This is a genomic window from Rhodopila sp. (assembly GCF_965277825.1).
Taxonomy (GTDB): Bacteria; Pseudomonadota; Alphaproteobacteria; order Acetobacterales; family Acetobacteraceae; genus Rhodopila.
Window position 1 is genome coordinate 4,185,396 of the sequence record NZ_OZ255846.1, and the last position, 19,448, is coordinate 4,204,843.

Genomic DNA, 19,448 nt, shown 5'->3' on the forward strand with positions numbered 1-19,448 from the left:
TAATACACCGTGACCCCGCCCTGGTCAATCGGCGACCTCTTAGGCAACGATCCCGTCGCGCCGCAAGGCGAGGATCTCGGCCTCGGTCCGGCCCAGCGACAGCAGCACCGCATCGGTGTCGGCGCCCGCGGCGGCCGGGAGCGCGATCGGGCCGGGGGCGCCCCCGTTCAGCCGGAACGGCAATCCGGGCAGCGTCATCGCCATCCCCTGCCCGGCCCCAACCTCGCGCCAGACCCCACGCGCCGTGGTGTGCGGATCGGCCACCGCCTCGGGGATGCTGCGCACCCGCCCGGCCGGGACATCGGCCGCCATCAGCGTTGCTTCCCACGCCGCCGCCGACTTGGCGGCGAAGGTGGCGGCGAGTTCGCGGCGCAACGCGTCTGCCTGTGCCAGCCGCGTGGCTCGATCCGCGAAGCGGGGGTCGGTCAGCAGGTCCTCGCGGCCGATCGCGGCGCACAGCCGCCGGTATTGCGGCTCGAAGTTCGCCGCCAGCGCGAGCTTGCCGTCGGCGGTGTCGAACACGCCCGAGGATGGGCTGCCGCTGGCCGGGATGTTGCCCTCGGGACGCGGCGTGACGCCGGCGTTCAGATGCAAGGAGATCGCCGAGCTCATCAGCGCCTGGGCGCAGTCCCACATCGACAGGTCGACGCGCTGGAAGCCGCCGTCCGCGGCGCGTTGCGCCAGTGCCGCCATGACCGCGAAAGCGGCGTACGCGCCGGTGGCATAGTCCACCACCGGTGGGCCGACCCGCAGTGGTGCGGCGTCCTTGGTGCCGGTGACCGACATCAGCCCCGACACCGCCTGGATGATATGGTCGAACGCCGGCCATGGCGCGAACGGACCGACCTGCCCGAAACCGCTGATCGAGGCGAAGACCAACCTTGGGTTCAGTGCCTGCAACGCCTGCTGGTCGAAACCGAGCCGCGCCAGGGTGCCGGGTGTCAGGTTTTCGACGAACACATCGGCGCCTCGCAGCAGGTCGCGCAGGACCGCCGCACCCGCCGGCGTGCGGATATCCAGCCCCAGCATGCGCTTGCCGGCCGCCTGGGTGGCGAAGCCCGCGGCCAGCCCGGCATCGCGCGCGGGACCGGACGGCCCCTGGGTGCGCGACCACTCGCCGCCCGGCAGCTCGACCTTGACGACCTCGGCCCCGAGCAGACCCAGCAGGTAGGTGCAGTATGGGCCGGCGAAGACCTGGGTGAGGTCGATGATGTGCAGACCACGAAGCGGGCCGGACGGCATGGCGGGAGGACCTCCGCGATTTCATTCCGCTGATTGTAGGGTAGGCGGTTTCCGCGGAGCGTTCAAAGCGTGGGGGTCGTTTCAAGGGCTCCGGTTAGCGCAGCGCGGCCAGCGCTCCGATCTTCGGCTGCTCGCGCGGACCCGGATCGAATGGTGTCAGATCGATGAGGCCGGACTCGCCGGTCACCAGGTCCGCCAGCAGGCGCCCGGCAAGTGGACCAATGGTCAACCCGGCGGCGCCTAGGCCGTTGCCAATCGCCAGTCCTCGGATGCCCGGCACCCAGCCCAGCAGGGGCCGGGCGGCGAGCGGACGGAAACCGACCCTGGTCTCGATCGTCGTCGCGGCGCCGAGACCGGGGGCGATACGCAGCGCCTCGGACAGCACCTCGGCCTGGCCGGACGCTGTTACCCGGTAGTCGAACCCGGCGCCGGTTTCTCGGGTCGCCCCGGCAACGATCCGGCCGGCGTCGAACGGCACGATGTAGTGGCTGCCGGGTGGCAGGATCACCGGCCAATCGCTGGTCTGCACACCGTCGAGCCGGAGGTGGACGATCTGACCGCGCTGCGGTTCGACCGCGGTCTCGAAACCGATCGGGCGCAGCAATCTATCGGCCCACGCGCCGGCGGTGACGATCACTCGTTCGGCCGGGACACTGCGGCCGTCGATATCCGCGCCGGCGATGCGGTCGGCTTCGACCGCCAGGGTGGCGTGGCCGCAAGAGAGCTTCGCACCGTGAAATTCCGCCGCCTGCAGCAGGGATGCCGCCAGACGCCTGCCATCGACCCTGGCACCGCCAGCCAGATGAATCGCCCCCAGGCCCTGGCGCAATGGCGGGAACAAAGCTCGCGCCTGCGCCGCGCCGAGGCGGGTGATCCGGCCCATCGCCGCGGCGGCACGCTGTCGCGCCGTACGTTCAAGCGAGCCAAGCTCGTCAGCGTCGCCGGACACCAGCATCGCACCGGATTGACGGTAGCCGAGGTCGCTTGCTCCGGCGTCGTTCAGTGCCGCGATCAGGTCGGGATAGTATTCAGCGCCGGTGCAGTACAGGCGATGGAACGATGCGTCCTCGGTCGCCGATATCCAGGGACACAGGATGCCGGCGCCGGCGGCTGTGGCTCTGCCATCCAGATTGGCGTCGATGACGCTGATTTCGGCGCCCGCTCGCGCGAGGTGGAAGGCCGCGCTGGCTCCCAGCACGCCGGCCCCGATGATGATGATCCGCATGGCCCCTCCCTTCGCTGGCATGACCCAGAGCAGGTTCACGGGTGTGATCTCAGCCCTCCCGTCGAGGGCACCCCGGTGCGGCTTGCAGTTTCGGTGCGGTGGGCCGGATGTCAAGCCGGGCTATACATCGCCCTCCACCGAACGCGGGGAATAGGGCGGCGCCGGCGGCCCGCTGGACGGCGCGGTTGGCTTGGCCGGGCGATCGACCGGGGACGCTGGGGTGAAAGGCTGCGACATACCCGGGCCGGAATGCGATGGCGCAGCGGCAAACGGCTGCGAGCTATGGCCCGAGACCACGGAGCGAACGCACTGCATCATGTTGACTATCGCGACATTGCTGCCTTTCAGGCTCGCCGACCAGGGTCGTTCGCTGCCGGAAGGAAACGCCACCGACATATGCGAGGCAAGGCGCAACTGGTCGATGAAGCCTGTGATGGTGTCGCCTTCGATGCGGAACTCCACCCTGGAGCCAGTGGCCGAGGTGCCCTTAACCCCAATGGCCTTTGCCCGCCACGGTGCCAATTGGTCGAACTGGAACAGGACATCGACCGGTTGCCCATCCGGTATGTTCCAGCCGGTCCTGGCGATCTGGACGATCAGTCCATCGACGCCGTCAAACCATTTGATCAGAAGGATTCGATCCTGGCCGATAATTTCGGCGCCGCAAACGGTCTTGCCGTCCGTGGCGGTTCCCGCGATCGTCTTCCACGCACCGGCTTCGCTGGTGATCGAAACGTTGGCACTGGCGGCGCCAACCAGACCAGCGAGCAGGGCAGCGCTCAATACGAGCCGTTTGAACATCATTGTATTCCCAAAACTGAGAAGATAATGCCTTTTTAGTATTATAATTATATCGCTTTGTAAATCACAATGCTGGGATGATCTGCTGCGCCGCTCCACGCGGTCGATGGAGTGGCGGTCTCGCCTTGGCTGGGCCCGTGTCGTAGCCTGAAGCGCGTAACGAGCGGGTGGCCGAGCATGCCGACAGGTTCAGCTATGACGCTTCCGGCAGGCGCGGACCTGCTGGCCCCGGACGGGTCCGAGGTGCGGGTGCTGTTGTCGCTCGCCGCTGGCAGCATGGCGCATTTTCGTCTGGCGGCCGCACAGGTCAGCCGGGCGGTTCGGCATCGGTCGGTCGAGGAGATCTGGTACGTGCTGTCGGGTGCCGGCGACCTGTGGCGGTCGCATGGCGGCCGCGAGGAGGTTTTCGCGTTGTCCCCCGGTGTGTGTCTGACGATCCCGGTCGGCGTGCGGTTTCAATTCCGTGCGGCGGACGGCGGTCCGCTGGCCGTGGTCGCGGTCACCATGCCGCCTTGGCCCGGCGATAGCGAGGCGGAGGCTGTTGCGGGCAAGTGGCCACCGACGGTGGATGGTTGACCTACTCGGCGCCCCAGCCGCCGTCGATGACCAGGCTCTGCCCGGTCATGAACGCCGAGGCGTCGCTGGCCAGGAACACCACGCCCCCCGCCATGTCCCTTGGCGTGGCGAAACGTCCCAGCGGCGTGCGATCCAGCAGGCGTCTGCCGTGGACATCATGCTCCAGCAGCCCGTGCGTCAGGTCGGTATCGACCCAGCCCGGTGCCAGCGTGTTGACCCGCACACCGCGGGCCGCCCAATCCAGCGCCAGCGCCTTGGTCAGCATTTCGACGCCGCCCTTGGAGGCGCAGTATGGCACCGACCGAGGCAGCCCGCCATGGCCGGCGACGGAGCTGACGTTGATCACCGAACCGCCCTGCCCGATCGCGGTGCCGATGTGCTTGCAGCACAGGAACACGCCGGTCAGGTTGACGTCGATGATGTCCTGCCATTCGGCCAGCGTGGTGCGCTCGATGCCCTTGAAGATGGCGTTCACGCCGGCGTTGTTGACCAGGACGTCGATCCGACCATGGCGCTGCATCACCGTATCGCACAGGCCCTGCACCGCCGCTTCGCGCGCGACATCGGCGGCGACCACGCTCGCCGATCCGCCGATCGCGGCGGCGGCGGCTTCCAGCGTTGCCTGGGTGCGGCCGCTGAGCACCACGGTGGCGCCATGGCGGGCCAGGCCCTCGGCCATGCCGCGGCCGATGCCGCGGCCGGCGCCGGTGACGATGCAGACCTTGCCGGTCAGGTCGAAGTCGTTCACCAGTTGGCTCCATTGCGGGCGATGCGTTGCGCCAGGCTCCAGCGATGCACCTCGGACGGGCCGTCGTAGATGCGGAAGCCGCGCACCTCGTTGAAGATGCGCGCCACCAGGGTTTCGCCGGTCACGCCCTGGCCGCCCAACACCTGGACGCACCGATCGAGCACACGCCACACCGCTTCCGATACGAAGACCTTGGACATCGATGATTCGGTACCGGCGCGCTCGCCCTGATCCAGCAGCCATGCGGTGTGCAGGATCGACAACCGGCTGATGCGGATATCCATCTCGTTGTCGGCGAGCATGAAACCGACGCCTTCGTGGCCGATCAGCTTTGACCCGAACACCTCGCGTTTCATCGCGTAGTCGGTGGCGATCTGGTGCGCCCGCTTCGCCGCGCCCAGCCAGCGCATGCAGTGGGTCAGCCGAGCCGGCGCGAGGCGGACCTGGGCGTAGCGGAAGCCCTTGCCCGGCTCGCCGAGGATATCGCCGGCCGGGATGCGGACGTTGTTGAAGCGCAGCACCGCGTGTCCGCCGGCGAATGAATGATCCAGGCTGTCCATCACGCGGACGATTTCGATGCCTTGGGTGTCCATGTCGGCGAGGAACATCGTTGCGTTGCCGTCTTCGGTCTTTGCCATGATGATGGCGAAGGCGGCGCCGATGGCACCGGTGATGAACCACTTGTCGCCGTTGATGACGTAGTGGTTGCCGTCCTTCACTGCGGTGGTGAGCATGGCGGCGGGGTCGGACCCGGCGCCGGGTGCCGGTTCGGTCATGGCGAAGCAGGACCGGGTCTTGCCGGCGGCCAAGGGTCGCAGCCAGCGGTCCTTCTGTTCGGTTGAGGCGACGGCCTCCAGCAAGTGCATGTTGCCTTCATCGGGGGCGAAGATATGAATCGCGACCGGACCAAGCAGGGAGTATCCGGCTTCCTCGAACACGATTGCCTTGGCGACGTGGGACAGACCGAGGCCGCCGTATTCGACGCCGACATGCGGCGCCACCAGGCCCTCTGCCGCAGCCAACCCCACCAGTTCCTGACGGAATTGCTCGGTTGGACCATGCTCGGTTTGGCGGCTGTCCCGCTCAAGTGGAATGATCCGGTCGCGGATGAAGGTGCGAACGCGCTGCTGCAACTCTTGCAGTTCGGGGGTGAGGGAGAAATCCATGCGGCGATCCTCTGGCGAGGGTTAGAACGGAGGGCCGCCTAAAATGCGCTGCCCTGGGCGATTTCGTGGCTGAATTCCAGGATGCCGGTGCCGATGCCGGTCAGCGGCGCGTAGCGCGCCTCCTGCGTCACGCCGGTGCGGTAGCGCAGGCCAAGCTGCAGGAAAATCACCGCCAGTTTGTACATCGCCAGCACCCGATGGAAGACGAAGTCGGACATGTCCCGCCCGGAGATGCGGGCGTATTCCGCCACTGCCTGCTGGCGCGGACAGAGGCACGCCTCGACCGCGGGCATCTGTTCCATGTCGTGCAAGGCGGGAGGATCGTCGGGATGCACCCAGTATGACAGCAGGGTGGCGAAATCGAACAGCGGATCGCCGCGGGTGCCTTGATCCCAATCGACCACGGCGCGGGGTGAGAGATCGTCCGGGTTAAGGATGATGTTGTTCAGCTTGAAATCATTGTGCAGCAGGCCCGGCGGCCCGTCCGGCACGATATTGGTTTCCAGCCAGTGTCCGACCTGTTGGTGCAGGGTTTCGGTGCCGTCCTGCATCGCCGCCAGGCCGCGCTTGCGCCAGCCGGCAACGCCGCGTTCCAGGAAGCCGTCCGGCCGACCGAGATCATCCAGCCCGACCGTCTTGGTATCGACCGCGTGGATCGCGGCGATGGTCTCCAATAGCACCTGCGACAGCCGAACACCGATCTCGGGACGGTGGGCCAGGTTGGCGGGCAGGTGCTCGCGGATCACCAAGCCGGGGCGATATTCGATGATCTGGAAACGCTGGCCGATGACCGTCGGGTCATCGCAGAAATACAGCCCGCGAGCGATGAACGGCAGCGCGTCGGGCAGTCGCGACAGGATGCGGAACTCGCGTGCCATGTCGTAGGCGCCGGGGGGAAGATCGCCCATCGGCGGGCGGCGGAGCACGGCGGGTTGGCCGTCCAGATGAATCAGGTAGTTCAGGTTGGCCAGCCCGCCCTCGAATTGGCGCGGCGGTGGGTCGAGGTCCAGGCGGTGGCCGTGGGCGGCCAGATGGGCGCACACGGCGTCCCAGTCCAGGACTACGCTTTCAGCGGCCGAACGCAGGCCGGTTTCGGTTGGCACATTGCCTCCTGCTGCAGTTGGCGGCGAGTCAATACAGCAGGAAGCGAATGACGCAACCGACGACGGGGGAACAGGCCGCTTGCGTCAGCGCTGCCGGCCGACGCCCCATTTCTGCTGCAGATAGGTCGCTTCGGCATTTCCCGCGACAGTGCTGGAGGATCCGACCACGAAGGTGCGCCCGGTCCAGCCCGGCGTATTGGCGTTTTGCGCGGCCTGGCTCGGATCGACGGCGGGCGGGGCGCTGCATGCTCCGAGCGTTGCCAGCAGCGCGGCGGTTGAGACGATGGAGCGCGTCATGTTGGTCATCGGTCTGTTCCCGTGGTTGCCACTGCTCCGAAACCCGGTTCCGGCCGCTTACATTTAGGTCTCGCAATGGCGGCGTGAAGGGTTCACTTGGTAAGGATTATTGCCTGGGGCTTGATGATCACCAACGCTCGGCACGCCCCATGGCCGGACGATATTGCGGTTAGCGATCTGTCGGCGGCTGGCCTGTAACGTGGAAGTCGAACGAGCAAGATCGCGGCCATCGACGGTCGGCGGATTGCGACGGTCGGATGTTTGTCTGAGACGGATCGCCGCATTGTCCGGGACCGATTGAATCACATACCGGCCCGGCTCTAAGCGTTTGATTCAGCCTCGGCGAAACCCACAAGGAGTTGGCCTTCCTGCACCATGTCGCCCGCGGCGCAGGCCACCGACGCGACCACGGTGTCGGCCGGTGCCGACAGACGGAAGACGGTCTTCATCGCCTCCAGCACGACCAGCACCTGGCCACGGGTGACATGCGCGCCAACCAATGCGGCGACCTCGGTCACCAGGCCCGGGATCGGCGCGATCAGGCGATCGCCGGCATCTTCCTGGTCCTCGGCGGCCGCCAGCGGATCCGGCAGGGTCAGGCGCCAGGTCTGACCGTCGTCGCGTAGGGTCACCACGTGGTGATCGACGGTTGCACTGACGGTGCGCCGGACGCCGTCAAGCGAAACGAACAGACGGCCGTCGCGCGGCGATTCCGCGCTGCCGAGGATGCCGCCGATTCGCCAGGCGGCCGCCTCGCGCTTTACCGCGACCGGATAGTTGGTGGTTCCATCGGTGAAATCGAGCACCCGAACCGGGGTGGTATTCAGCCACCATTGATCGCGCGCGTCCCACGGATCATCGCCGGCCGGGGGTTCGGCGGTCAGCACCGCGAGTCCGGCGATGGCGAGGACCTCGGGCGGCGGCGCGGGCTGCGCGGCGAGCAGGGTTTCGCCGTTGCGGGCGATGAAGCCGGTGTCGATGCCGCCGGCCATGAAGTCGGGGTGCGCGGCGATCCGGCCGAGCAGGTCGAGGTTGCTGGCAAGCCCGGCAACGGCGCAGTCGGCAAGCGCCGTTTGCAGACGGCGCAAGGCGGCGTGGCGCGTCGGGCCATGGCAGATCAGCTTTGCCAGCATGGCGTCGTAGTGGATCGACACGCTATCGCCGGTGTCGAAGCCGGTATCGACGCGAACGCCATCGGTCTCGGCCGGGGTGCGGAACGCTGTGAGGCGGCCGATCGAGGGGGCGAAATCGCGCGCCGGGTCCTCGGCGTAGATGCGCGCCTCGATGGCGTGGCCCGACAGGGTAATGCCGGACTGGGTGACCGGCAGCTTTTCGCCGGCGGCGACGCGGAGTTGCCATTCGACCAGATCGAAGCCGGTAACCATTTCGGTGACCGGATGTTCGACCTGGAGCCTGGTATTCATTTCCAGGAAGAAGAACCCGTCGGCGTCGGCGACGAATTCCACCGTTCCGGCGCCGACATAGCCGACCGCGCGGGCGGCGGCGACGGCAGCGGCACCCATGCGGTCGCGCTGCGCGGCCGACAGGCCCGGCGCGGGTGCTTCCTCGATCACCTTCTGGTGGCGGCGCTGGGCGGAGCAGTCGCGTTCGAACAGGTGGACGACGTTGCCTTGGGTGTCTGCGAACACCTGGACCTCGATATGGCGGGGTCGCTGCAGATAGCGTTCGACCAGCACCCGGTCGTCGGAGAATGCCGATGCCGCCTCTTGCCGGGCCGAGGTCAACGCCGAGGCGAAGTTCGCCGCCGCGGTCACCACCCGCATGCCGCGGCCGCCGCCGCCGGAGACCGCCTTGATCACGACGGGAAAGCCGATCCTCGCCGCCTGGTCTGCCAGGAAGTCGGGGTCCTGGCGCTCGCCGTGGTAGCCGGGCAGCAGCGGCACCGCCGATGTTTCCATCAGCGCCTTGGCGGCGGATTTCGATCCCATGGCGCGCATCGCCGCGGGTGGTGGGCCGACGAAGACGATCCCCGCTGCAGCGCAAGCCGCGGCGAAGGCGGGGTTTTCCGACAGGAAGCCGTAACCGGGATGGATCGCCTCGGCGCCGGCGGCGCGGGCGGTGTCGATGATACGGGGGATGTTGAGGTAGCTTTCGCGCGCCGGAGCAGGGCCGACCGGGTAGGCGCGGTCCGCGGCCTGGACGTGCAGCGCGTTGGCGTCGGCTTCGGAGTAGAGCGCGATCGTTTCGATCCCAAGGCGCCTGGCGGTGCGGATGACGCGGCAGGCGATTTCGCCTCGGTTAGCGATCAGCAGGGTGCGGAACATCGCGGTCACATCCGGAACACGCCGAAACTTGTTTTCTGTCGGGGTTTATTCAGGGCGGCCGACAGTGACAGGCCAAGCACGCGACGGGTGTCGACGGGATCGATGATGCCATCGTCCCAGAGGCGGGCGCTGGCGTAATAGGGATGGCCCTGGGAGTCGTATTGAGCGCGGATTGGGGCTTTGAAGTCTTCCTCCTGCTGCTTGGTCCATTCGGCGGACCCGCTGCGCACGGTGGCCAGCACGCCGGCGGCCTGCTCACCGCCCATCACCGAAATCCGCGCGTTCGGCCACATGAACAGTAAGCGCGGATCGTAGGCGCGGCCGCACATGCCGTAGTTTCCGGCGCCGTAGCTGCCGCCGATGATCACCGTGAGCTTCGGCACCGCGGTGGTGGACACGGCGGTGACCAGCTTGGCGCCGTCCTTGGCGATGCCGCCGGATTCGTATTTGCGGCCGACCATGAAGCCGCTGATGTTCTGCAGGAAGATCAGCGGGATGTTGCGCTGGCTGCACAGCTCGATGAAGTGGGCGCCTTTCAGCGAGGATTCCGAGAACAGGATGCCGTTGTTGGCGACGATGCCGACCGGGCAGCCGTAGAGGTGGGCGAAACCGCACACCAGGGTGGTGCCATACAGCCGCTTGAACTCGTCGAACACGCTGCCGTCGACGACCCGGGCGATCACCTCGCGCACGTCGTAGGTGGCGCGCAGGTCGGTCGGCACCACGCCATGCAGTTCGGCGGGATCGTATCTTGGCGGTTCCGCGGCGCGCCGTTCCGGGCCGGCCGGCTTGTCGCGGTTCAGGCCCGCGACGATGCGGCGGCAGATCGACAGTGCGTGGTGGTCGTTCCGGGCGTAATGATCCACCACGCCCGAGGTGCGCGCGTGGACGTCGGCGCCGCCAAGGTCCTCTGCCGTTACGATCTCTCCGGTCGCGGCCTGCACCAGCGGCGGGCCGCCGAGGAAGATGGTGCCCTGCTTCCGGACGATGATGCTTTCGTCGCTCATCGCCGGGACGTAGGCACCCCCGGCGGTGCACGATCCCATGACGACGGCGATCTGCGGGATGGCCTCGGCCGACATGTTGGCCTGGTTGAAGAAGATGCGGCCGAAATGCTCGCGGTCGGGGAAGATTTCGTCCTGCATCGGCAGGAAGGCGCCACCGGAATCGACCAGATAGAGGCAGGGCAGGTTGTTTTTCCGCGCGATCTCCTGGGCGCGGAGGTGCTTCTTGACGGTCATCGGGAAGTAGGTGCCGCCTTTGACGGTGGCATCGTTGGCAACGATGACGCACTCGCGGCCACAGACCCGGCCGATGCCGGTGACGATGCCGGCGGCCGGGACTTCGCCGCCGTAGAGGCCTAAGGCGGCGAGTTGGGAGAGTTCCAGGAACGGGGAGCCGGGGTCGATCAGCGCGGCGACACGGTCGCGCGGCAGCAGCTTGCCGCGGCCGACATGGCGTTCGCGGGCGACGGCGCCGCCGCCCTGAGCGACGTTCGCCACCTTTTCCCGCAAATCGGCCACCAGTGCGCCCATCGCCGCGGCATTGGCCGAGAATTCGTCCGATCGGAGGTTCACGTTGGATCGCAGCATGCCGGCCCATCACCTTTGAGGGATCTCGTTCTTGGTCTACCGCCGCGTAAGCCGGCGCGAAAGGGGCGAGCCGATCCCAATCCGGTCCCGTCCTGGCGCCGGTCAACGATGGCCGGCCGACGGACAGCGTCGGTAATGACGATCCCGCCGCGATCGCCCGTGGCGGGCACACGCGGTACGGCCAAGTGCGCCGCTTTCCCTCATGGGCAAGTCGAAGGGTCACGGCGGTGCGAAATCAACGCTATTTGGTCCGTGGCCAGCGGCCGACTCTACCAACGACAGGGACCGGCAACGACAGGGACCGGCAACGACAGGGACCGGCAACGACAGGGACCGGGAAAAGCGGCAACGTACAATCTTGCACCCAAGGAGAATACGTTGTCGGTGGATTTTACGTCGACGCACGTAATCCTTTAGCATTCGTTTCTGACCGCTGTGCGGCTGTTTTTGCTTAAGCTGCCGTTGCGAGGCACAGATGTGTATTTATGCAGGTTCCAGGCATACATTGGCAGGAACTTGAAACTTATGATTGTGTCGGTGATTTTTACGTCTCGACCGTCATAGGCAGGCCGATCGCGAGAGCACGATCAGGTAGTCGCTCGATCAGTCTTGCGACCTACAACCAAGGAACAGGTGAGAGGCGGCCGATCACGGCGTAGCCGCAAGCGTCGCAGATACGTTGCTCAACTGGCACGGTACTTGCGATCGCTCTTGCTGGGGCATAATGATGTGCCTGTTTTGGAGTTATGATATGTTTTCCATCAAGCGGGGATTAGTCATGCTGGCCGCCGTGGCAAGTATGCCGTTGTATGCGGCGATCGCCCACGCAACGCCTTCGGTTGAAATGATTGGCTCCTTCAGTGGAACCACAACCTCGATTGTTGACCCCAACAACACCTGGGGCTTGAAGCAAACCTGCAGTGGGCAGTTTGGCTGTAACGTTGCTGATCAAGTGACCGGATCGTTCGACTACTATGTTACATCAACAGGGGCCATTGGCAGCAGCCAGGTAACCCTTACTCTGAACGGCATAACCCACACCGTGAGTGGGCAAGGCCTGGCTTTGATGTTCCCGGACTTTGCGGGCAATGGCGAATTCCAGTTGTTACCCGTCAAGACCTCGACCACCAGTCTGACCTATGCTGCGTCGGGCTGGCTCAACAGCAACACGACGCTGACGACGAACGAGATTTTCACCCGGCCGAGCGCAGGTGAGGCGGCCAGCGAGTTCGACATCAGCGGCAGCAGCGTACGCTTTTATGTGGATTCGATGAACATCCCGGAGCCGATGTCGATCGCGCTGCTGAGCGTCGGCTTGCTGAGCGTTGGGGCGGCGCGGCGGCGTCGGCTGATGAAATGACACCAAAACGGGCGCCACATCCGCGGCGTCTCGACCCCGCAATCTCACGCAGTCTCCGCGAACAATTCCCGCCCGATCAGCATGCGGCGGATCTCGCTGGTGCCGGCGCCGATCTCATACAGTTTGGCGTCGCGCAGCAGGCGGCCGGTGGGGTAGTCGTTGATGTAGCCATTGCCGCCCAGCGCCTGGATCGCCTCCAATGCCATCCAGGTGGCTTTCTCCGCCGCATACAGAATTGCGCCGGCGGCGTCCTTGCGCGCGGTTTCGCCGCGATCGCAGGCCTTGGCGACGGCGTAGACGTAGGCCTTGGCGGCGTTCATCGTGGTGTACATGTCGGCCAGCTTGCCCTGCATCAACTGAAATTCGCCGATCGCCTGGCCGAATTGCTTGCGTTCGTGGACGTACGGCACGACCACATCCATGCAGGCCTGCATGATCCCGATCGGGCCGGCCGCCAGCACGGCACGCTCGTAGTCCAGCCCGCTCATCAGCACGTTCACGCCATGGCCGACGCTAGACAGGATGTTCTCTTGCGGCACCTCGCAATCGGAGAACACCAGTTCGCAGGTGTTGGACCCGCGCATGCCCAGCTTGTCCAGCTTCTGCGCGGTGGAGAAGCCCTTGAACCCCTTCTCCACCAGGAACGCGGTGATGCCGCGCGAGCCGGCCGCCGGATCGGTCTTGGCGTAGATCACCAGCACATCCGCGTCCGGCCCGTTGGTGATCCACATCTTGCTGCCATTGAGCACGTAGCGGTCGCCCTTGCGGTCTGCTCGGGTGCGCATGCCGACGACATCCGATCCGGCCCCCGGCTCGCTCATCGCCAGGGCGCCGACGCGGGATCCGTCGATCAGCCCCGGCAGGTAGCGCTGCTTCTGGTCATCGTTGCCGTTGCGAAAAATCTGGTTGACGCACAGGTTGGAATGCGCGCCATAGGACAGCCCCACCGAGGCCGATGCGCGGGAGATTTCCTCCATCGCCACCACATGCTCCAGGTAGCCCATGCCGGCGCCGCCGTACTGTTCGGCCGCCGTCACCCCGAGCACGCCGAGTGACCCCATTTTCGGCCATAGATCCATCGGGAACGCGTTATCGCGGTCGATCGCGGCGGCACGGGGGGCGATTTCCTCGGCGGCAAACGCCTCGACCGTGGAGCGCAGCATGTCGGCGTTCTCGCCCAAATCGAAGTTCAACCCCGGCAGACGGTTCGGCAGGCTGGCCATTCCGATTTCCAGACATGGTTCAAGATACGACAGTGTCACTGCCGGGCGATCTAAAGCCGCGCGGAGTCTATCACGAACCGACCGCTTCGCGAGATCAAGTGTCGAGAATCCAGTTTATCCGACTCGGCGGGAAGTGATATCAAGCCGGAATGACGAACGTCCGATTTCTGCATGCCGCAGACCTGCATCTTGATAGTCCGCTGCGAGGCCTCGAAGCCGATCCACTGGCACCAACCGAAATAATCCGCGGCGCGACGCGAAAGGCGCTGGGCAAACTGGTCGACCTGGCGATCGAGGAAAAAGTCGACTTCGTGCTGATCGCGGGCGACATCTACGATGGCGATTGGCCGGACTTCGGCACCGGCCTGTTCTTCTCCAACCAGATGCGCCGGCTGCACCAGGCGGCGATCCCGGTGCTGACGATCCGCGGCAACCACGACGCCGCCAACCGCATGACCCGATCGCTGCGAATGCCGCATGTGATGACGTTCGGACACGGCGAGGCGCATACTCACACGCTGAACAGTATCGGCGTTGCCATACACGGCCAAAGCTTCGCCGACCGGGCGGTGCTGGAGGACCTGTCGCGCGGCTATCCAAAACCCATCGAAGGCCTGTTCAACATAGGCCTGCTGCACACCTCGGCCGAGGGTTACGCGGCGCACGATCGCTACGCCCCCTGCGAACTGAGGCGGCTGCAAACGCACGGTTACGATTATTGGGCGCTGGGGCATGTGCACGAGCGGCAGGAACTCTGCCGCGATCCGTGGATTGTGTTTCCCGGCAACCTGCAGGGCCGCCATATCGGCGAGACCGGAGAGAAGGGCGCCAGCCTGGTCACGGTCAACGATCGCGCCGTCTCGGTCGAGCACCGCGTGCTCGACGTGCTGCGCTGGGCCCATATCGAGGTCGACATCAGCGCGGCGGCGGACGAAGCCGACGCCCTGATCCGTGTGCAAACCGCCCTGGAGGCGGCGCGCGACACGGCATCACGGCCGCTTGCGGCGCGTGTCACGTTGATCGGCATGACCTTGGCTCATGCCGCGCTATCGGGCGACGGATTGCGCGATAAGGTACTGAACGAGGCTCAGGCGATCACCGGGGACCACTTGTTCTGGCTCGAATCGGTCAAGCTGCGGACCAGCGCGCCGCCAGGGATCGATGCCTCCGCAAGACCCGACAACCTGACCCGGCTGCTGAACCAAATCGACGCCATCGCCGCCGCGCCGCCACCCGACCTGCTGGGCGACTGGCCCGCCGTGCTGCTGGGCAAGCTGCGAGACGCTTTGCCGCAAGGTCACTCGCTGCTCAGCGCGGATCCCGCGCCGATCATCGAGCAGGCCAAGCGCAGGCTGGAGGCGGCGCTGTCCGCACGGGCCTGATGCGTCTGGCGCATTTCCGCCTGGAGCGTTACGGACCGTTCGAGCAGCTTGACCTGCCGCTCGAACCGGCTCCTGGGCGGGTCAACCTTATCGTGGCGCCGAACGGCTACGGCAAATCCGTCATCCGCCAGGCGATCGGCGAGTTCCTGTTCGGCATCGAACCGCGTACCGCGATGAGCTTCCGTTTTGGCACCGAACGCATGCGCCTGCTGGCGGACGTCGTCGATGACGGCCGCGTTGTGTCCTTGGCGCGGCGCAAGGGCAACGGCAACACGCTCGCCCGGGCCGATGGAGCCGAGGTCTCCGCCGCCGATGCACGCCGTTTGCTGGGCGGCGCGGATGAAACGGTGTTCCGGGAACTATTCGGCCTGGATACCGCGCTGTTGCGCTCCGGTGGGCGCGAACTGATGCGCAGCCAGGGCCGTCTGGGACAGGTGCTGTTCGCGGCCGGAGGCGGCATGGCCAGGGTGCGCGAGCTGTTGGCCGAACTGGAGCGCAAACGCGACGAGTTGGGCAAGGCCACGGCGCGTCATCGGTCGCGTCCGCTGTGGAGCGCGCTGAGTCTCTGGGAACAAGGCAATTCCGATCTGCGGCGTTCGGCGCTGCGTCCGGACAGTTGGCAGACGCTGGAACGCCAGGCAACGGACGCGGTTCGGCACCTGGAGGGGCTGTTGCGCGAGCAGGCGGACGACGCCGCGGAGCGGGAGCGGGTTCGTGTTATCGGCGCCTGCCGTCCGTGGCTCGACCGGTTGCATTCGGCGCAACTTGTGTTAGCCGAGACTCAAGATGTGCCGCACCTGGACGACCGGTTCGAGTGGCGCTGGCGTGAGGCGCTGCAGCAGGGCGTGGTAACGGCCGGGGGTGCCGAAGCCGCTCGGCTGGACCTGCAGGCGGCGCGCGAAGCACGGGCCGGCCTCCATTTCGATCCCGCGTGGATCCTGGCGGATGGCGAAATCACCGCGCTTGGCGGCCTGCGCGGGGTGGCGACGCAGTGCGAAATCGACCTGCCGACGATGCAACGGGAAATGGCGGCCGAACAGACGCGGGCGACGGCGCTGCGCCGCGATTTGGGATGGAACGCCGGCCTGCGGTTGCCGCCGGTGCCGGTGATCAAGGATGCCCAGCGACGCCTGCGTCAGCATCCGAAACTGGCGGCCGACGCGGCCGCGGCGGCGGAGCACCTGGCGGCCGCGGAGCTGGCGCTGGCGTCGAGCCTGGGGGAATTGGCTGGGCTGGCCGACCAGGGCGATGTCGCGGCGCTTGGCGATCTTGTCGGGCTGTTGCGCGCCGGCGGTGACCCGGGGCTTCGCCTGGATGCCGGCAGGCGCAAGCTGCGCGACGCCGAGGCAGCGCTGCGGAGCTCGCTGGCGGCGATGCCTGATCGTGCGTTGCCCGAGGCCGTTTTGAACGGCACCGCGGCGCCGTCGGAAGCAAAGCTGGAGGCTGCCGGCAAGGCGTTGAACCAGGCTGAGGCGGCGCAGGCGCAGGCAGTGCGGGATCACGCTGCTCGTGGGGCCGACATCGAAACTGAGCAGGCCCGGCTGGCGGCGCTGGAGCGGACGGCGATGCTGCCTGCGCCAGACGCGCTGGCGAACGCGCGCGCCGAACGCGATGCGCTCTGGGCGCTGCTGTGTGGGCCGGAGCGTCCGGACGGGGCGGCGGCGGTCGCTCTGGATCGGGCGATGCGTCATGCGGATAGCGTTGCCGACGCGCTGATTGCGCACGGACGGGAGGTTGCCGAGGCAACCGCGCTGCGCGGCCACCTCGAGTCACTGGAGATCGAACGCGCCAGGCAGGCCGTCGCGATGGCGCGTTCGGCGGCGGCGATGGCGGCGGCGCGGGGCACGCTTCTGACGATCGCTCGGGTGGCGGGCGGCGACACCGAGGATGTGGCCGGTTTGCGTAGCTTCCTGCGCGCCAGGGAGGCCGCCGTGGCCTGTCGTTGCGCGCGCGATGCGGCGGCAAGGGAACTGGCGGACCTTGAAGGCGTGCTGACTACGCTGGGCCAGCGGTTGGCCGCCGCGATCGATACCGAACCGGATTCGGTGGCGGAACTGGGCGCTTTGCTGGCGCGGGCGGACCGGTTGATCGAGGCCGATCGCGACCTGGCGGCGCGGCGGCGGTCACTGACCGAGCAGACGAGCAGGCATCGGGCGGCGCGGGCGGCCTCGGCCATCGCGGCCGACAATGCGGCGCGGGCGCTGACCGAATGGGAGGCCGCGTGGCGAAGCGTGGCAGCCGAATTGGCTCGGCCCGACGGCGAGGCGCCGGCGACGACCGGCGACGCGATGGTTCAGATCGAGGAATTGCGCCAGGCCGAGGCGGCGATCTCCGAGAGGCAGGGCCGGATCGACGGGATGCGTGCGGCGGTCGACCTGCTTGCGGTCAAGGTTGCCGGTTTAGCAGGCCTGTCAGCGGAATTGGCGGTGCTGGCGCCGATCGAAGCGGCGGCGGCGTTCCACCATCGTCTGCAGGCCGAACACCGGGAGGCCGCGCGTTGCCAGGACGCCGATCGGCGAATCGAGCAATCGGAGACGAAACTGGCTGTTGCGGTAGCCGATGCCGCCGCCGCAGCCGTGATGTTGGGCGGTCTGCGTGCCGCGCTGCTTGTGGCCACCGATGAGGCGGCGGAACGCCGGTTGGAGCGCATCCGAGCGGTGGCCGCGGCGCGGGCGGATGTGGCGGAGGCGTTGCGCCAACTCGCGCTGCAGGGCGGCGGCCAAACCGTCGAGGCGCTGGCGGCGCGGGGCGGTGCGACCACGGCCGAGGCGGATGTTGACCGGATCGCGGCGATTGATGCCGCCGAACAGGACCGCGCGGCGCGAATCGGGACCGCCAGGGAGGCCGCCGCCGCCGCCGCCGCCGCGCTGGACCAAGCGGGCAACGGTCTGGACGCGACCGAGGCCGCGCACCGTCGGGAAGCGGCGCAGGCCCATCTGGCGCGGACCGCCGACGAAGCGCTGCTGCTGCATACCACGCATGCGCTGTTGCAGGCCGCACTCGACCGCCAGGCGAGCAGCGCCGACCAGCCTCTGTTGGCGCGGATTGGCGAGGTGTTTCATGCCATAACCGGCGGCGCTCAGGCCGGGGTGCGTGTCGAGGACAGCCGGGACGGCCAGATCATGGTGGCATTGGAGGCTGACCGGGTGACGCGGAAATCGCTGGATCAGTTGAGCGAGGGGACCAGCGATCAGTTGTATCTGGCGCTGCGGATCGCGGCGCTGGAGGATTATGCGCGGGGGGCATCGCCGTTGCCGTTCATCGCCGACGATATCCTGCAGACTTTCGATGATCCGCGCACGACGGCAACGCTGCGGGCGCTGACGGCGCTGAGCGAGCAGGTGCAGGTGGTTGTGCTGACCCATCATCCGCATGTGGGTGAATTGGCGGCGGGGCTGGGGGACTCGGTGCGGGTTCTTTCGCTGCAGGGCGCTGCACCGCCACTGGGTCTGTCGGCTTAGGGTTGGGCCTCAGGCTGCGCGCCACATGCCAATTCCGGGGATTCCTGGCACCTTGTCGGCGAGGCGTTCGAGGAACGGCTTGACATGGCCTTCCTGGAGTTGCTGCAACAGTTCCTCCCGCCGGTGGGACCTGAGGTGGTTGACGACGCGCATGCAATATTCGGCCGGGGTGAGCAATGCCTTGGTCGGAAGATGATATCTTTCGCCGTCGTCGATTTCCCATTCCGGCGGACCGCCGGCGCGGGCGCGCAGAAAGCGGCGGACGCAGGCGGTCAGCGGCACATGCGGGTAACGCAGGTACTCGGGGCCAACGTAAGACACTTCGGCGGGATAGCCCAGATGGGCCAGCGTTTGGTTCGCCACATAGGCGAGCGACGGGCGGCACGGGTGATTTATCACGTGGAACAGTGGCGCGCGGTCACCGTAACGTTCAAGAAACGGCGAAAATTGGATATCGATTCCGTCTCCGGCTTCGCGGCGTCGCATCTCCTCGATCGAAAGCTTTATTTCGTTGGAGATGAAGCTGTCGGGGTATAGTTCCCGGTCAAGAACGATCGTGGTGATCCGGTCCGCCGCCATGCCCATCGCCGCGCAGTGCAGCACCAGCATATCCTGGTAGGGCATGCCGTAACCGGGGATTGCCACGGATCGCCAGCCGACGAGTTGCCCATCGAAGAACAGCGACGGGACCACGACGACGGCGGCGCCCGACTTCGCGGCGGATCGGACCCAACTGAGCGACAGATCCTGCCGATCCCGGTAGCCGTCGTGGACCGGCTGGCTGATGATGATGTCGGCCTGAGCGACGATATCGCGGTAGGCGTCGATCTGATCGGTGATGGTCTGGGTAAACACCTCGTAGCTGTCAACGCGCCAATCGGGAAACTGGCCGGCGAGCAGCGATGCGATGGCCGGGGCCTGACAGTTGCCGTGGACATAGACACGCATCAGGGGCTCGCTTGCTGGTTGGTGTGCCGAACGTGGCCG

General features: G+C 66.8%; 15 protein-coding genes and 1 riboswitch. Of the genes, 4 read left to right on the top strand and 11 right to left on the bottom strand.

What is annotated here, in order from left to right; all coding sequences use genetic code 11:
- Positions 1-39: 39 nt before the first annotated feature.
- The 3 genes from ACQY4T_RS20365 to ACQY4T_RS20375 form a co-directional block, all read right to left on the bottom strand.
- Positions 40-1,242 carry a CaiB/BaiF CoA transferase family protein gene (locus ACQY4T_RS20365; protein ID WP_428534428.1) on the bottom strand — a complete coding sequence of 401 codons (1,203 nt, stop codon included), beginning with the start codon at positions 1,240-1,242 and terminating at the stop codon, positions 40-42.
- 94 nt (positions 1,243-1,336) lie between these two features.
- A complete protein-coding gene (locus ACQY4T_RS20370) occupies positions 1,337-2,467 on the bottom strand; it encodes an NAD(P)/FAD-dependent oxidoreductase (protein ID WP_428534430.1) in 1,131 nt (376 codons plus the stop codon).
- Positions 2,456-2,552: riboswitch (TPP riboswitch) on the bottom strand. It overlaps the preceding gene by 12 nt.
- Before the next feature lie 35 nt (positions 2,553-2,587).
- On the bottom strand, positions 2,588-3,367 hold the full coding sequence (locus ACQY4T_RS20375; RefSeq protein ID WP_428534432.1) for a hypothetical protein: 780 nt from the start codon (positions 3,365-3,367) through the stop codon (positions 2,588-2,590).
- Positions 3,368-3,463: 96 nt separating this feature from the next.
- Here ACQY4T_RS20375 and ACQY4T_RS20380 point away from each other — a divergent pair, with 96 nt between their 5' ends.
- Complete coding sequence (locus tag ACQY4T_RS20380) at positions 3,464-3,844, top strand: cupin domain-containing protein (RefSeq protein ID WP_428534434.1); 381 nt, start codon at positions 3,464-3,466, stop codon at positions 3,842-3,844.
- A gap of 1 nt (position 3,845) precedes the next feature.
- Here ACQY4T_RS20380 and ACQY4T_RS20385 read toward each other — a convergent pair whose 3' ends face one another.
- From ACQY4T_RS20385 to ACQY4T_RS20410, 6 genes are all read right to left on the bottom strand, one after another.
- Positions 3,846-4,592, bottom strand: a complete 747-nt coding sequence (locus tag ACQY4T_RS20385) for an SDR family NAD(P)-dependent oxidoreductase (protein ID WP_428534436.1) — start codon at positions 4,590-4,592, stop codon at positions 3,846-3,848.
- A complete protein-coding gene (locus tag ACQY4T_RS20390) occupies positions 4,589-5,758 on the bottom strand; it encodes an acyl-CoA dehydrogenase family protein (protein WP_428534438.1) in 1,170 nt (389 codons plus the stop codon). The genes ACQY4T_RS20385 and ACQY4T_RS20390 overlap by 4 nt, the downstream gene beginning before the upstream one ends.
- 38 nt (positions 5,759-5,796) lie before the next feature.
- On the bottom strand, positions 5,797-6,861 hold the full coding sequence (locus ACQY4T_RS20395; protein WP_428534440.1) for a phosphotransferase family protein: 1,065 nt from the start codon (positions 6,859-6,861) through the stop codon (positions 5,797-5,799).
- Positions 6,862-6,945: 84 nt separating this feature from the next.
- Positions 6,946-7,167, bottom strand: a complete 222-nt coding sequence (locus tag ACQY4T_RS20400; protein WP_428534442.1) for a hypothetical protein — start codon at positions 7,165-7,167, stop codon at positions 6,946-6,948.
- Between the two features lie 311 nt (positions 7,168-7,478).
- A complete protein-coding gene (locus ACQY4T_RS20405) occupies positions 7,479-9,443 on the bottom strand; it encodes an acetyl/propionyl/methylcrotonyl-CoA carboxylase subunit alpha (RefSeq protein ID WP_428534444.1) in 1,965 nt (654 codons plus the stop codon).
- Positions 9,444-9,448: 5 nt separating this feature from the next.
- Complete coding sequence (locus tag ACQY4T_RS20410) at positions 9,449-11,035, bottom strand: carboxyl transferase domain-containing protein (protein ID WP_428534446.1); 1,587 nt, start codon at positions 11,033-11,035, stop codon at positions 9,449-9,451.
- A gap of 751 nt (positions 11,036-11,786) precedes the next feature.
- Here ACQY4T_RS20410 and ACQY4T_RS20415 point away from each other — a divergent pair.
- Complete coding sequence (locus tag ACQY4T_RS20415; protein WP_428534448.1) at positions 11,787-12,395, top strand: PEP-CTERM sorting domain-containing protein; 609 nt, start codon at positions 11,787-11,789, stop codon at positions 12,393-12,395.
- Between the two features lie 44 nt (positions 12,396-12,439).
- On the opposite strand, the gene ACQY4T_RS20420 is transcribed toward ACQY4T_RS20415, so the two are convergent.
- On the bottom strand, positions 12,440-13,618 hold the full coding sequence (locus ACQY4T_RS20420; protein WP_428534450.1) for an isovaleryl-CoA dehydrogenase: 1,179 nt from the start codon (positions 13,616-13,618) through the stop codon (positions 12,440-12,442).
- Positions 13,619-13,767: 149 nt separating this feature from the next.
- Here ACQY4T_RS20420 and ACQY4T_RS20425 point away from each other — a divergent pair, with 149 nt between their 5' ends.
- Both ACQY4T_RS20425 and ACQY4T_RS20430 read left to right on the top strand, forming a co-directional pair.
- On the top strand, positions 13,768-15,000 hold the full coding sequence (locus ACQY4T_RS20425) for a metallophosphoesterase family protein (protein WP_428534452.1): 1,233 nt from the start codon (positions 13,768-13,770) through the stop codon (positions 14,998-15,000).
- Entirely contained in the window at positions 15,000-18,461 is a 3,462-nt protein-coding gene (locus tag ACQY4T_RS20430) for an AAA family ATPase (RefSeq protein ID WP_428534454.1), read from the top strand. Before ACQY4T_RS20425 ends, ACQY4T_RS20430 begins: the two co-directional genes overlap by 1 nt.
- A 9-nt stretch (positions 18,462-18,470) precedes the next feature.
- On the opposite strand, the gene ACQY4T_RS20435 is transcribed toward ACQY4T_RS20430, so the two are convergent.
- Positions 18,471-19,409 carry a WcbI family polysaccharide biosynthesis putative acetyltransferase gene (locus ACQY4T_RS20435; RefSeq protein ID WP_428534456.1) on the bottom strand — a complete coding sequence of 313 codons (939 nt, stop codon included), beginning with the start codon at positions 19,407-19,409 and terminating at the stop codon, positions 18,471-18,473.
- Positions 19,410-19,448: the final 39 nt, after the last annotated feature.